Annotated in this window: 12 protein-coding genes and 1 tRNA gene; 11 read left to right on the top strand and 2 right to left on the bottom strand. The window is 68.2% G+C overall.

Annotated elements, in window-relative coordinates:
* Positions 1-6: 6 nt before the first annotated feature.
* The 3 genes from ON04_RS01090 (at position 7) to ON04_RS01080 (ending at position 3,174) form a co-directional block, all read left to right on the top strand.
* Positions 7-1,326, top strand: coding sequence for an SNIPE associated domain-containing protein (locus ON04_RS01090; RefSeq protein ID WP_010539720.1), 1,320 nt, complete (start codon positions 7-9; stop codon positions 1,324-1,326).
* Between the two features lie 228 nt (positions 1,327-1,554).
* A complete protein-coding gene (locus ON04_RS01085; protein ID WP_010539719.1) occupies positions 1,555-2,088 on the top strand; it encodes a hypothetical protein in 534 nt (177 codons plus the stop codon).
* Positions 2,089-2,220: 132 nt separating this feature from the next.
* Entirely contained in the window at positions 2,221-3,174 is a 954-nt protein-coding gene (locus ON04_RS01080) for an alpha/beta fold hydrolase (RefSeq protein ID WP_010539718.1), read from the top strand.
* A gap of 248 nt (positions 3,175-3,422) precedes the next feature.
* On the opposite strand, the gene ON04_RS01075 is transcribed toward ON04_RS01080, so the two are convergent.
* Positions 3,423-3,508 (bottom strand) — tRNA-Leu (locus tag ON04_RS01075).
* 191 nt (positions 3,509-3,699) lie between these two features.
* On the opposite strand from ON04_RS01075, the gene ON04_RS01070 reads away from it, so the two are divergent.
* The 7 genes from ON04_RS01070 (at position 3,700) to pknB (ending at position 13,209) form a co-directional block, all read left to right on the top strand.
* Positions 3,700-4,587, top strand: coding sequence for a DUF3662 and FHA domain-containing protein (locus ON04_RS01070; RefSeq protein ID WP_010539717.1), 888 nt, complete (start codon positions 3,700-3,702; stop codon positions 4,585-4,587).
* An 84-nt stretch (positions 4,588-4,671) separates the two neighbouring features.
* On the top strand, positions 4,672-5,130 hold the full coding sequence (locus tag ON04_RS01065) for an FHA domain-containing protein FhaB/FipA (protein ID WP_010539716.1): 459 nt from the start codon (positions 4,672-4,674) through the stop codon (positions 5,128-5,130).
* Positions 5,127-6,632 (top strand): PP2C family protein-serine/threonine phosphatase, encoded by a 1,506-nt coding sequence (locus ON04_RS01060; RefSeq protein WP_010539715.1) that lies wholly within the window; start codon positions 5,127-5,129, stop codon positions 6,630-6,632. Before ON04_RS01065 ends, ON04_RS01060 begins: the two co-directional genes overlap by 4 nt.
* Positions 6,629-8,074: an FtsW/RodA/SpoVE family cell cycle protein gene (locus ON04_RS01055; protein WP_010539714.1), complete on the top strand. Its 1,446-nt coding sequence runs from the start codon at positions 6,629-6,631 to the stop codon at positions 8,072-8,074. Before ON04_RS01060 ends, ON04_RS01055 begins: the two co-directional genes overlap by 4 nt.
* A 7-nt stretch (positions 8,075-8,081) precedes the next feature.
* Complete coding sequence (locus ON04_RS01050; RefSeq protein WP_010539713.1) at positions 8,082-9,554, top strand: penicillin-binding transpeptidase domain-containing protein; 1,473 nt, start codon at positions 8,082-8,084, stop codon at positions 9,552-9,554.
* Entirely contained in the window at positions 9,551-11,170 is a 1,620-nt protein-coding gene (locus ON04_RS01045; protein WP_010539712.1) for a serine/threonine-protein kinase, read from the top strand. Before ON04_RS01050 ends, ON04_RS01045 begins: the two co-directional genes overlap by 4 nt.
* A complete protein-coding gene (gene pknB / locus ON04_RS01040) occupies positions 11,167-13,209 on the top strand; it encodes a Stk1 family PASTA domain-containing Ser/Thr kinase (protein WP_010539711.1) in 2,043 nt (680 codons plus the stop codon). The genes ON04_RS01045 and pknB overlap by 4 nt, the downstream gene beginning before the upstream one ends.
* A gap of 56 nt (positions 13,210-13,265) precedes the next feature.
* Here pknB and ON04_RS01035 read toward each other — a convergent pair whose 3' ends face one another.
* A complete protein-coding gene (locus ON04_RS01035) occupies positions 13,266-13,946 on the bottom strand; it encodes an aminodeoxychorismate/anthranilate synthase component II (RefSeq protein WP_010539710.1) in 681 nt (226 codons plus the stop codon).
* A 90-nt stretch (positions 13,947-14,036) separates the two neighbouring features.
* Between ON04_RS01035 and crgA the strand changes: the two genes are divergently transcribed.
* Entirely contained in the window at positions 14,037-14,303 is a 267-nt protein-coding gene (gene crgA / locus ON04_RS01030) for a cell division protein CrgA (protein ID WP_029457414.1), read from the top strand.
* Positions 14,304-14,411: the final 108 nt, after the last annotated feature.

Below are 14,411 nucleotides of genomic sequence, written 5' to 3'. Positions count from 1 at the left end.
CCCGTCATGGGCCTAATCTTTAACCCGCCGCCGGGCTGGCCCAAGCCACCGCCGGGCTGGCAGCCGCCGGCTGGCTGGACCCGTGACCCGACCTGGCCTGAGCCCCCGGCGGGCTGGCAACTTTGGCTATCCGACGACGCCACTGCGCCGAGCGAGGCCGCCGAGCCACCCGAGCCGGAATCGGTTGCCACGCCCGAGCAGAACCCGAATGCGCGGGTTGCATTCCTGGAAGCAGAGAACGCCGAACTGCGACGGGCCCTGGCCGCTCGCGACGGTGACCAGCCGATCGAGCTCGACGATGCCCGCGTGCTGCAAGCAGTGGGCATCTATCGATACCATCACCCGCTGGAGTCTGCGGCCGCCTACAAGGGGCGACTTGAGGAGCTCGAAGCGCGGATCGCCAACTCGATCCGCGAGGAACAGGCGATCGTGAAGTCCGACCTGTTCACCCTGAACAACTCCCTCGCCCAAGGGCGACGAATGACGACAGATCTGGGCAAGCTGATGCTCCGCGCCTACAACGCCGAAGCTGACAACGTCATCCGCTCCCTGCGCGCCGGAAACGTCCAGACCGCCAAGCGCCGGCTGGAGGCGTCACGCACCGCCATCGCGCGCCTCGGCGCACTCATGGAGATGCACATCAACGACGCATTCCACGCCCTGCGTATCGAAGAGGTCGAACTCACCGCCGACTGGCTGATGAAGAAGCAAGAAGAACGCGAAGCGGCTCGCGAGGAACGCGCTCGGCTTCGCGAGGAAGCACGCGTCCAACGAGAACTCGAGGAAGAGCGCGCCCGGCTGGACAAAGAACGCGCCCACCTCACCAATGCCCTGGAAGCGCTCCGAGCCCAAGGACGCGACGACGCCGACCTCATCGAACGGCTCACTGCCGTCGACCAGGCGATCGAGCAGAACGACTACCGGGCGGCCAACATCCGCGCTGGCTACATCTACGTGATCTCCAATGAGGGCGCGTTCGGTGCAGGAGTGGTGAAGATTGGGCTCACCCGCCGCCTTGAGCCCGCCGAGAGAATCGCAGAGCTCAGTGGAGCCTCTGTGCCGTTCCGCTTCGACGTCCACGCACTCTTCTTCTCTGAAAACGCAGTCACCCTCGAAAACGAACTGCACAAGCACTTCGCAGCCCGCGCTCTCAACCAGGCCAACCCGCGAAAAGAGTTCTTCTTCGCCACCCCCGGCGAGGTGCGGGACGAGCTAGTACAGCGGGTCGGAAGCATCCTCGAATTTACCGAGACCGTCGAGGCCGCCGAGTACCGGCAATCACTGAGCACATGGCCACAATCTCAGCGCAACGTAGGGACAGGTTGAGTTCAGGCGCCCACTGGTTGAGGCCCCGGTTAGCGGCAAAAGCTCCGAACGCCACCACGCTCGAGAACGAGGCGCCACGCTGGGCTACCGACTCACGCTCACCGCTGCGACGATAATGTTCGATTACGTTAAATCTGCAGGCCACACGAGTGGCACTGCCCCAACGTCACAAGGGTCGTCGCACTGATCATCTCCCCCCCTACGGCGGCGATGAGGCAGGATCAACAGATGCGCCACACACTGACCCTCACAGTGCTCCTGGCGGCGGGCGCGGCTGTCGCGCTCACTTCGTGCGCCAACTTCGATGACTACGAGGTGAGCGGGCGTACCGGTGTGTCCCATGACGGGAACGGCAACCTCACTCTCCACGTGAACACCTGCGAGAACTCAACGACACTCGTGGAAATCCATGCTGGCCGCGAAAACCTCGCAACCGATGAACAGAATCCAGTCATCGGCTCCTACACCCTCGACGAGCCCGCCAGCGGATCGCTGATGGTTCGCGTTCAGGACCCCTCTCCCTGGTCAGTGGAGCAGGAGCTCGCTCTCCCGGAAGATCCGTCACACTTCTTCATCGTCTCGGCCCGGACCGAAGACAAGGGCGGCCCCCGCTTCATCAATCCCCAAAAGTACTTCGCCAGCGCGCCCGTCACCTACGACCGGCTCATGGACGCCCCGCCAGGCGCTGTCGTGACCGGTATCGACAACGGCCTGTCCTCGGTCACTCAAGAGGAATTCGATGCCGCATGTCCCAGCGGATAACGTCGGCGATCGAGAACGTGTTCATCCCTCAAGCGTCCTCCGTGAATAAGCAACGCGTGCCCATAGCGAAAGCTAGCGAACTACGGTGACACCGATCGCAGAAGCCGTCCGGTTGCTGTTCAGGAGAAGCCCATGTTTTTCGCTCGCCTCGTCACCTCTCTGCTGACCGGGATAGCCGCTGGGGCAGCCTCGGTCTTCGCCGCACCCACGGCGTCAGCGACCGACCCTGCCACTCGGCCTGCCCAGCCGGTCCCTTATACGGCGGAAGCCGGTGGCGTTTACCAGCTGACCCACCCGGGACAACCCTGGCCGGGCGTCGACGACTGGTCCTGCCGGCCCTCCCCCGAGCATCCGCGCCCGGTGATCCTTCTTCACGGTACGGGCGCCAACGGGGTCAACAACTGGGGGACAGTCGCTCCAGCGCTCCTCAACGAGGGTTACTGCGTGTTCGCGCCCACCTACGGCGCCATCCCCCTCTTGCCGGGTGTGGGCGGGGCGCTGCGAATGTCCGACCACGTATCCGAGATGACCTCCTACCTCGACCGAGTCCTGGCATCCACGGGAGCTGAGCAGGCTGATGTCGTGGGCCACTCCCAGGGAGTGACCACCGGGATGCATCTGGCCAAGGTCACCCGCCCTGGTCGGATCGCCACGGTCGTCTCGCTGGGCGGCTTCTCCGGCGGAGACTCGACGGCGGTGCCGGGGTTGACCTCGCTCGCCTCCGTGGCGGACCTCAACGACCTGAACGCCACATTTTCACCTCTGATCCCCGATGGTCCACTGCCTATACCCTTCCCGGCGCTGCTCGACATCAACGAGCATTCGCCGACCGGCCGACTTCTCGTCGAGGGGGGCACCCCGTTCCTCGAGGGCACCCGCTACACGCTCATCGCCTCAGCGCTGGACGGTCTGGTCCCGCCGGCGGTGAGCTTCCCGCCCGGGGACCACCCCGGCGTGACCAAGCACGTTCTCCAGGACACGTGCCAGCAAAACGGTGCCGACCACGCCGCGCTCTTCGCCGACCCTCAAACCCTCGACCTGGTGCTTAACGCACTGGATCCGTCCACTGCCGTCGCCCCCCGCTGATGGCCCACCACACCGGTCCTCGGTGCACTCGGAGAGGTGCCGCCACGCGGATGACTGTTCTGGACCTCTTTGTACGACGCTGGTTGCGCTGCCGATGAGTAGCGGTGGCCCGGCCCGCCTCGAGGGTCAGGCCGGTGCAGGACTCGGCAGCGTAACCGTTGAGGGATGACATGTCGTCTCAAAGAAAAAGGCCTCAGCCAGGAGTAATCCCGGCTGAGGCCGCCGCAGTTCTCAACTCCAACTGCTCGTGGTGGGCGAAGGGGGACTTGAACCCCCACGTCCCGAAGGACACTGGCACCTGAAGCCAGCGCGTCTGCCATTCCGCCACTCGCCCGAGTAACGCTGAAATACGGTAACACGCAGCTCACCGGCCGCACTAATCCGCAGGTGAGCGCCCTAGCAGCGGAGGACACGTGCTTAGAGGCGCCATCGCCTCTATGATCGACCGGATGCCGCAGCACGCGGCACGGACCGGTCGTGCCCATTGGGCCTCGACGAGTGGACTGCACGGAGAGGAGGCGAAGCATGGGGATCGTCGGCAAGTTCGAGCGCACCCTCCAGGGCGCCGTCGGCGACGCGTTCGCCCGTCTCTTCGGCGGCAAGGTGGTCGCGGCGGAGGTGGAAGCCCAGCTGCGCAAGCAGGCGGAGGCCTCGCTCAAGGTGGTCGACGGACACCTGCTGGTGTCGAACAGCTACACCATCACCCTGGCCCGCTCCGACTTCGAGTCCTTCACCGAGGACGAGGCGCTGGCCGTCAAAACTTTTTCCCGCCACCTGTCGGATCACATCACCGAGCAGGGCTGGGAGACATATGGCCCGGTTACCGTGACGTTCGTCGAACGCGACGACATGCACACCGGGCAGATGCGCATCGCCGGGGTTGTGGATCCCGATGCCGTCCCGTTCCACATCTCGGCCGCAGCGCCGGCACCAGCGCCGGGTCACCCGGCCCCGTCGTCACCGACCGCGGAGCCGTCACAAGCGGACCGGTCGAGTGTGAGCAAGGAGAAAAACGACATGCAGGCTCCCGCCAGCAACTACCCGGTGGCCTCCCGCTCCGGTTCCGAGGGCTCCGGTTGGGGAGGCCCCTCAGACGCACCCACCCAGATCACCCAGGGTCGTTCATCGCTCGCGGTCACGCTGCACCTGGACGACGGCTCGGGCCGGTCGTTCCGCCTGCAGCGAGGCTCCAACCTGCTGGGACGCGGACAGGATGCGGCGTTCCGGCTGCCGGACACGGGCGTGTCCCGCCAGCACGCGGACGTGAAGTTCGACGGTCGCGAGGCCATACTCACCGACCTCGGTTCGACCAACGGGACCACAGTCAACGGCGGTCCGATCCAGGACTGGCAACTCGCCGATGGTGACGTTATCCGCGTCGGACACTCTGAGATCACCGTAAGGTTCGACTAATCTCGACTGGCACGCCCGCGGAACCTCCGGGGGCGATCACACGTTGGTAGAGGTGCCCCGACCGGCGAAGGGAGGAGAACACCGATGCAGGGACTGGTTCTGCAGCTTTCCCGCGGCCTACTACTGGCCCTGCTGTGGCTGTTCATCTACCTGACGCTCCGCGCGCTCAAGACGGACGTGTTCGGCAACGTCGGCATGCGTGCGGGCAACCGCACCGAGCGTAAAACCGGCTTGTTCGGTCGCGGCTCAGGTGCCATCCGCTACCTGGTGGTGACGCAGGGTGCGCTGTCCGGCACGCGCATCACCCTCTCCGAGCAGCCTGTCCTTTTGGGTCGCGCCGACTCGTGCACGTTGGTGATCGACGACGACTACGCGTCCAACCAGCACGCCCGCCTGTCCCCACATGGCCCCGACTGGTTCCTCGAAGACCTCGGGTCAACCAACGGCACCTACCTGGACAGAACCCGGGTCACGACGCCGGTCAAGGTGGACGCCGGGACGCCGATACGCATCGGCAAGACAGTAATCGAGCTCCGCGCGTGACCCCGGCACTCGTCTACACGGCGCGCTCGCACCTGGGAATGGTGCGGGAGAACAACGAGGACTCGGCCTACGCCGGGCCCAGGTTGCTCGCTCTCGCCGACGGCATGGGCGGGCACGCCGCGGGCGAGATCGCCAGCCAGTTCGTGGTGGCGGCGCTGGCAGAGCTGGACCAGGACGAGCCGGGCCAGGATCTCACCGCCGCGCTGACCAAGGCACTCGCACTCGGCAACAGGGCGATCGCCGCGCACGTTGACGCCTATCCCGAGACCGAGGGCATGGGCTGTACGGCCACGGCGCTGCTGTTCGACAGCCGCCGGATGGGCCTGATCCATGTGGGCGATTCCCGCGCCTACCTCCTGCGCGACGGCGCCCTCACGCAGATCACCAAAGACGACACGTTTGTGCAGTCCCTCGTCGACCGCGGCGAGCTGTCGGCGGACGAGGCGCACTCCCATCCGCGGCGGTCGCTCATTCTCAAGGCCCTGACCGGCGAGCCTGTCGAGCCCACCGTGGTGACCCGCGAGGCTCGCGTCGGCGACCGCTACCTGCTCTGTTCGGACGGACTGTCGGATCCGGTGAGCACCGAGACCATCGCGGAGACGCTCGGCACAGGGTCCGTCGAGGATTGCGCCGACCGGTTGGTGCAGCTCGCCCTGCGCTCGGGCGGGCCGGACAACATCACCGTCGTGGTGGCGGACGTCATGGACTCCCCACGCGACACCCCCGTCATCCCGGTAGTGGTGGGCGCGGCCTCCGGGGACGAGCCGGGCCAGATCGATCCCGCCGCGGATCCGCACTCCAACACCGCCGCCGGCAAGGCCGCCGCGTTCTCGCGGTCGCAGGTTGCCTCCCGAGAGGGCGGGGCCGACGCGTCCGGTGGCGGGGCCGCCGGTGGCAACCGTGGGGAAGGACCCGACGACGACGACGCTGACGCCGACCCACCCCGCGGCAGTCGCTGGCGTTTCGCGCTGAGCGTACTGGGAGTACTCGTGTTGCTCGCCGGGATCGTGGGTGTGTCCACGGTGCTCGTGCGCAGCAATTACTTCGTCACCGAACAGGACAGCCAGGTCGTGGTGAAGCAGGGCATCGCGGGGAACGTCTTCGGTCTATCGCTCGCCTCGGTCAGCCAGGTGGCCTGCCTGACCGCCGAGGGCACCCTGACCATGCATGATCCGGACGCCATCCCCTCCGGCTGCGACGTGTTCACCCTGGGTGACCTCCGCGAACCCGCTCGGGAGTCCGTCCGCGCCGGCATGCCGTCGGGCAGCCTCGCCGAGGCCAACGCCCAGGTCTCGCGCCTCACGCAGGACAATCTCCTGCCCCCGTGCGAACCCGCCGACGAGAAGAAGGATCCGGAGGCGGCCCCGTCGTCGTCGACGCCCTCCCCCAGCACCGAAGCGACACCGCCCAGCGACCGCCCCGAGCAGCCCACCAGCCGGCCCGCACTGCCCACGCCGCCGCAAGTACCCGGAGAGAACTGCCGCGCGGTGAGCCGCCCATGACGCGCCCGACCACGGACCCCCGCGGTCAGGCGGTCCCCCACCGTCCTCGCCGGGGCAAGGAACTCGTCCTGCTGATCGCCGCCGCGGTGATCGTGAGCTTCTCGCTACTGCTCGTGCAGTTGGCGCAGGAGCAGGAACTGTCGCTCTCGCTGCTGTGGATCACCCTGGCCTTCCTCGGTCTCACCGGCGGCGCCCACCTGGTCATCCGCTGGCTGGCCCCGTTCGCGGATCCAGTACTGCTGCCCGGCGTCGCCCTGCTCAACGGCCTGGGATTGGTGCTGATCTACCGGCTGGACCTGGCGTCTGCGGCGCGCGCGGTGGCCAACGGGACCGACCCGCCGGGAATGGACGTCACCCGCCAGCTGCTGTGGACGCTCATCGGCCTGACCGTGATGGCAGGGGTCCTGTACGTCTTGCGCGACCACCGCGTCCTGTCCCGCTACGGCTACACCATGGGGTTCGCCGGGCTCGTCCTCCTGGCGACCCCCGCGGTTCTGCCGTCACGGTTCTCGGAGATCAACGGCGCCAAGAACTGGATCATCCTTCCCGGCTTCACCATCCAGCCCGGCGAGTTCGCCAAGATCCTGCTCATCGTGTTCTTCGCCTCGATCCTCGTGGAGAAGCGCGAGTTGTTCACCACCGCCGGCAAGCGCGTCCTGGGTGTGGACCTGCCGCGTGCCCGCGACCTCGGACCGATCATCGTGGCCTGGTTCCTGTCGCTGGGGGTGCTGGTGTTCAACACCGACCTCGGCATGTGTCTGCTGCTGTTCGCCACGGTCCTGACCATGCTGTACGTGGCTACCGAACGGGTGAGCTGGCTGCTCATCGGCGTGGTGTTGGTGGCGATCGGCGGCGTGCTCGCGTACGCCCTGTTCGGACACGTGCGCGTGCGGTTCCAGATCTGGCAAGATCCCTTCGCCTACTTCGACACCGGCGGCTACCAGAGCTCGCAGGCGTTGTTCGGCCTCGCTTCCGGCGGCATGGCCGGCACCGGACTCGGCAACGGCCGCCCCGACCAGGTGCCGTTCGCGAACACCGACTTCATCGCGTCCACCATCGGCGAGGAGCTGGGCCTGATCGGGCTGGCCGCCGTCCTCATGGTCTACGCCATCCTGGTCCTGCGCGGGATCCGCGTGGGGCTGACCATCCGCGACAGCTTCGGCAAACTCGTGGCCGTGGGGCTGGCGTTCACCATGGCCATCCAGCTGTTCGTAGTGGTGGGAGGAGTCTCGACCCTGATCCCGCTCACCGGGCTCACGCTGCCGTTCATGGCCTACGGCGGCTCCAGCCTGCTCGCCAACTACGCGCTGATCGCGATCCTGCTGCGGCTGTCCAACGACGCCCGCCGCCCCCTGCCCACCCCCCGCCAGGCACCCGCCCTCGCCGACGCCGCGACCGGCATGATGCGCACGCCGCGACTCCGCGCACGAAAGTCCGGGTGAGCCCCGCATGAACGCCGCCATCCGCAGAGTCGCCGTGGCCGCCATGGTCATGGTGGTCGCACTACTGCTCCAGCTCACCTGGGTGCAGGTCTTCCGCGCCGACGAGCTGCGCGCCGACCCCCGCAACACCCGCATGCTGCTCGACGAGTACTCGCGCCAGCGCGGCCAGATCACCGCCGGCGGGCGCGTGCTGGCCATGTCGCTCCCCTCGGACGGCCGCTACGAGTTCGAACGCACCTACCCCACCGACCCGGCCATGTTCGGGCCCACCGTCGGCTATTACTCGCTTCAGTTCGCCACCGCCGGCGTGGAGCAGTCGCAGGACGCGTTCCTCAACGGCTCCGACTCCCGCCTGCTCTCCCAGCGCATCACCGGTCTCATCTCGGGCCGCACCCCGCAGGGTGGCTCGGTGGAGCTGACTCTCGATCCGGTGGGTCAGCAGGCCGCCTACGCCGCACTCCAGCGCGGCGCCGGCCAGGGCCCGTTCGTCGGCTCCGTGGCCGCCGTCCGGCCGTCGACCGGCGAGGTGCTGACGCTTGCCTCCAGCCCGTCCTTCGACCCCAACCAGCTGTCCAGCCAGAACCCGGACGCCCGTACCCAGGAGATGGCCCGCATCGAGCAGAGCCCCGACCGACCATTGCTCAACCACGCGACGCAGCAGGCCCTGCCCCCCGGCTCCACGATGAAGGTCATCACCACCGCCGCTGCTCTCGAGCAGGGCATGGGACCGGACACCCCCGTCAACGGCGCCGACCGCACCCTCCTGCCGGGCACCTCGACCTACCTGCAGAACTACGCCGGCCAGACGTGCGGCGGCGGCACCGTCACCCTGCGCACCGCGTTCGAACTGTCCTGCAACGTCCCGTTCGTCGAGATGAGCCAGGACATCGGGGCCGAGGCGTTCACCGAGATGGCCGAGCGCTTCGGCGTGGACGGTTCGGCGCCGAAGGACTTCGGCGTCCCGGTCGCGCCCTCAGGTCTCGGTGAGATGGACGACACCGCCCAACTGGCCATGAGCTCGATCGGTCAGAGCGATGTCCGGATGACCACGCTGCAGAACGCCATGGTGGCCGCGACCGTCTCCAACGGGGGCGTCCGCATGGAGCCGCAGCTGATCAAGACTCTGACGGCGCCCGACCTCTCGGTCGTCGAGGGCTTCAACCCCCGGGACGCCGGCCGTGCTCTCACCGATGAGCAGGCGGGCACGCTCACCGAACTGATGGTGGGCGCCGAGGCCCACGCCGGCGGCGGCCTGGCCGGGGTGACGATCGCCTCCAAGACCGGCACCGCCGAACACGGCGTCGACTCCTCCGACTCGATCCCCTACACCTGGTACATCGCGTTCGTCCCCGGCCAAGACGTGGCGGTGGCCGTGGCCATCGAGTCCGGCCCGGGTATCACCCGCGACACCGTGGGCGCCACCTACGCCGGGCCCATCGGCCGCGAGGTCCTGGGCGCGCTCCTGGGGGGTGGGCAGTGAGTTTGAACTCCGGTGCACTGCTGTCCGACCGCTACCGCCTGCTGCGCCTCATCGCCACCGGCGGGATGGGTCAGGTCTGGGAGGCCGACGACGCCGTCCTGGACCGGCACGTGGCGGTCAAGGTGCTCAAGGCCGAGTTCTCCTCCGACCCCGAGTTCGTCGAACGGTTCCGGTCCGAGGCCAAGGTCACCGCACGCATCTCCCACCCCGGGATCGCATCGGTCTACGACTACGGCCAGATCGACGACCCCGCCTCCGGCAGCCCGCTGTCCTACCTGGTCATGGAGCTGGTGGTGGGCGAGCCGCTGTCCGACGTGCTGGCCCGCGAGGGCACGCTGCCGATGCGGCACACCCTCGACATGCTCGAACAGACCGGCCGCGCCCTCAACGCCGCGCACGCCATCGGCCTGGTGCACAGGGACGTCAAGCCGGGCAACATCCTCATCACGCCCGCCGGGCAGGTGAAGCTCACCGACTTCGGGATCGCCAAGTCCATGGGCGCCTCCGCCATCACCCAGACCGGGATGGTGGTGGGCACCGCGCAGTACATCGCGCCCGAGCAGGCCATGGGCCACGACACCACTCCGGCCGGGGACGTGTACTCGCTCGGCGTGGTGGGCTACGAGTGTGTGGCCGGTCGCCGACCGTTTGTCGCCGACTCGCCCGTCAGCATCGCGATGATGCATGTGCGCGACACCCCGCCGCCCCTGCCCGACTCCACTCCCGCCCCGGTGCGCCGACTGCTCGACGACGCCATGGCCAAAAATCCCCTCAGCCGGTACCCCGACGGCGAGGCCTTTGCCGACGCCGTGGCCGACGTGCGCGCCGGCCTTGATCCCAGGCCGCCGAGTGCGTTCATGGTGGCGGGCGCGGCCGGTGCCGCCGGCGCCGCTGCCGGATTCGCCGCCGGCCGTGCCTCGGCCACCGGCCCCACCACGGTCCTGCCCGAGGGCACCGGGACCATGGGGACTGCCGCAGGTCGGGCCGAACCCACACGCGCCTACACCCGTGTCCAGTCCGCCGCCGCCAACCAGGCCTACGGGCAGCAGACCGCCCGCGGGCAACAGCAGGGCCGACCCCGGACCGCGCAGGCGCCCGTCCAACGACCCCCCGCGCCCCCGGTGACGCGACGACCGCCGCAGCGCGGTGGTGGCGGGCTCGGGGCCTGGTTCCTCGTGGTGTTCGTACTGGTGGCCGCCCTCGCGGTGGCCGGGGCGATCGCCCTGTCCAACGCCGGCGTCTTTGGACCCGGCGGATTGTTCGGCGGCTCCACCACGCCGCGTTCGACGCCACCCGCACCGGTCACCACGACCACCACCCAGGCCCCCGCGCCGGCTCCCGAGCCACAGCCCACGCCCACCCCGGTGCCCCAACCGCCGCCGACGCCCCCCTCTCAGCCGCCGACCACCGACCTGCAGGACATGCTGGACTCCCTGACATCGGAGTTCAGTTCGTTGGCTCCCGCGCCGGGCAACGGTCAGGCCGGCCAGGACGACGGACCGAACGCCCAAGGACAGGGACAGGGGCAAGAACAAAGCCAAGGTCGAGCGCAGGGACGGCCCGGCGCCGCCGCCGGCATGTTCGAGGGCATCGGCAGAGGAGGTGACGACGGATGACCACACCTTCGCTGCTCGCGGGTCGATACGAGATCGGTGACATCCTGGGCTTCGGCGGGATGTCCGAGGTCCGCCGTGGCCGTGACACCGTCCTCGGACGCGATGTCGCGGTGAAGATCATGCGCCCGGAGCTGGCCCGCGACGAGACGTTCTACCAGCGGTTCCGTCGCGAGGCCCAGAATTCCGCCTCGCTCAACCACCCCTCCATCGTGGCGATCTACGACCAGGGCGAGGAACGCACCGACGCCGGCTCCCTGCCCTACATCGTCATGGAGGTCGTCGAGGGCGACACCCTGCGTGACATCGTCCGTATGGACGGCCCCATGGAACCCGAGCGTGCCCTGGGCGTCATGGCCGACGTCTGCGGTGCGCTGGACTTCTCACACAAGAAGGGGATCATCCACCGGGACGTCAAGCCCGCCAACATCATGATCTCCCGCGACGGCGCGGTGAAGGTGATGGACTTCGGCATCGCCCGCGCGGTCAGCGATTCTTCCTCCACGCTCACCAACACCTCGTCAGTCCTGGGCACCGCGCAGTACCTCAGTCCCGAGCAGGCACGCGGCGAAACCGTCGACGCCCGCTCCGACCTCTACTCCGCGGGCTGCGTGCTCTACGAGATGGTGGCCGGGGAGCCCCCGTTCACTGGCGAATCGCCCGTCGCCGTGGCCTACCAGCACGTACGCGAGTCCCCGCAGCCGCCGTCTACGGTGAATCCCGACGTCAGTCGATACGTCGATGCCGTGGTGATGCAGTCCATGGCCAAGAATCCGGAGAATCGATACGACTCCGCCGGGGACATGCGCACCGACCTGCTCACGGTCCTGTCTGGGGGCCGGCCCGCGGCGCCCCTGGTGCTCGCCGACAATGACCTCGACGACGACCTCAGGCCCGACGCCCCGCACGGATTCACCGGCGCCGGGTACGGATCAGGCAATTCGAACTGGTTGCCTCCGTCCGACGCGCCGACCGAGGCCCACGCCTTCCCCGTAGCGGCGGCAGCGGGTGCCGCCGGCGGTGCGGCGGCATCGAACGCCGACGACGGCCGAACGCCGGAGCAGTACGGTCGACGGCGCGATCCGCACCGCAAGCGACCCCGCGCGGTGACCATCGCGATCGCTGCCCTGCTGGTGTTGGCCATGATCGCCACCGTGTCGATCTGGGCGACCTCCGACGACAGTGGTGGCGTCTCTCAGGTCCAGGAGGTCACCGTCCCCGAACTCGCGCAGCGCCCGGCGGCCGAGGTCGTAGAGGAGCTCACCGCTCTGGGTCTGAAACCAGTCGAGGCTCCACAGCCGGACCTGATGATCCCTGAGGGGCATGTCATCTCCTCGGACCCGATCGCCGGTAAGCGCCTGCCCGTGGGATCCGAGATCACCCTGGCAGTGTCCACGGGCAAGCCGATACTGTCCGTGCCCAACGTCATGGGCATGTCCCCGGGAGACGCCCGCATCGCGCTCGAGGAGGCCGGCTTCCAGGTGGTCCCCGAGGACGAGGCCCGCCCCTCCACCGCGGAGGACCAGGGCAAGGTCGTGGACACCGACCCCGCGCCAGGTGCGAACGTGCCCAGCGACCAGCCCGTCAGACTCACGGTGGGCTCCGGACCCGAGCAGGTCCAGGTGCCGGACGTGGTGGGCCAGTCGGTCGATCCGGCCCGCGCCACCCTCGAGAGCGCGGGCTTCCGCGTGGACACCCGCAGGGTCGACGACACGGCCCCGGAGGGACAGGTGATCGACCAGTCGTCGGCGGCGGGGCAGACCCAGCTCAAGGGCGCCACCATCACCCTGCGGGTCTCCGCCGGTAATCGCTTCAACATGCCCAACCTCGTGGGCGACACGGTCGAGCAGGCTTTTGACAAACTCGAGCGCGCGGGGTGGCGGGGCGATCGAGGGCAACTGGTCGAGTTGCCCCAGAACGATCCCGACCTCACTCGCGTGGGAAGGATCTTTTCGCAGCAGCCGCCCGTGGGTGAAGCAGGGATCAATGATCAGGTAGTGGTGCGCGTGATCCGCTTCGGCCTGGTTCCCGGGCCGGGCTGATCGGCCCGGGTCGGTCGACGCGGATTGGTCGACGCGTCCTTGTCAGCGCGGGCCGCTCAGGCCAGGGCCGCGCCGCGGGCCAGGTCGAGCTCCGTCTCCAACCGGGTCACCAGCGTCTCCGAGGGTCGCTCACCGCACATCCCCAGCCAGTTGGCGAGCATGCGGTGACCGCCGTCGCTCATTACCGACTCGGGATGGAACTGCACGCCCTGCACGGGTAGATCGCGGTGGCGCATCGCCATGAGCAGCCCCGACCCGGTCCACGCGGTGGGCACCAGCACGTCCGGCAGGGTCTCCGGCACCACGGTCAGTGAGTGGTAGCGCGTCGCGGTGAACGGGCTGGGGATCCCGGCCAGCACCCCGGAGTCGTCGTGCGTCACCGCGCTGGTCTTGCCGTGCATCAGTTCGGCGGCCCGGTCGACCGTGGCACCAAACGCCTCGCCGATCGCCTGATGACCCAGGCAGACGCCCAGCACCGGCACGCCCAGGCGCGCACAGACCTCGATGAGCGGGATCGTGGCCCCCGCCCGGTCCGGCGTGCCGGGCCCGGGGCTCAGCAGGACGCCGTCGAAGTCGCTCACCACGCGCTCCAGTACAGCCGGGTCATAGTCCTGCTCCGGCCCGGCGAGCCTGTCGTCGTCGTTCCTCCACACCTCGCACGTGGTGCCCAACTGGCCCAGGTATTGAACGAGGTTGTAAACGAAGCTGTCGTAGTTGTCGACCACGAGGATGCGCATAGATGCAGCGTACTGCCGTCAAGGAGATGAGCTCCCGGGGTGGGGCTTGGTAGAGTGGCGTCCGACATCCCCCAGCAGTTCGAGGTCTCCATGCCCAAGTCCAAGGTCCGGTCGAAGTCCGAGTACACCGACGCCGCCGTTAGCCGCACCCCCGTCAAGGTCAAGGGGGCCCCGACGCCGCGCTGGTATCTGGTGCTCATGTTGGGCCTGATGATCCTGGGTTTGCTCTACCTGGTCGTCTACTACATCGCCGGTGAGCAGATTCCGTTCATGGAGGCGATGGACACCTGGAAGAACTTTGCGATCGGCTTCGGCCTGGCGGTCATCGGTCTGCTGATGACCATGGGTTGGCGCTGAAAAGCTTCAATCCCCAGGCCCCCCGGGTCTCATCCACAGCTTTATCCACAGGTCACCCCCCGTAGTGCACGGGGGGTGACCTGCATTTATGGACCGCTACCGCATCAG

Origin of the sequence: Dietzia alimentaria 72 (assembly GCF_000226215.1) — a bacterium.
Lineage (GTDB): Bacteria > Actinomycetota > Actinomycetes > Mycobacteriales > Mycobacteriaceae > Dietzia > Dietzia alimentaria.
The sequence above is the reverse complement of the archived record's forward strand: the minus strand, read 5'-3'. Positions and strand labels throughout refer to the sequence as shown.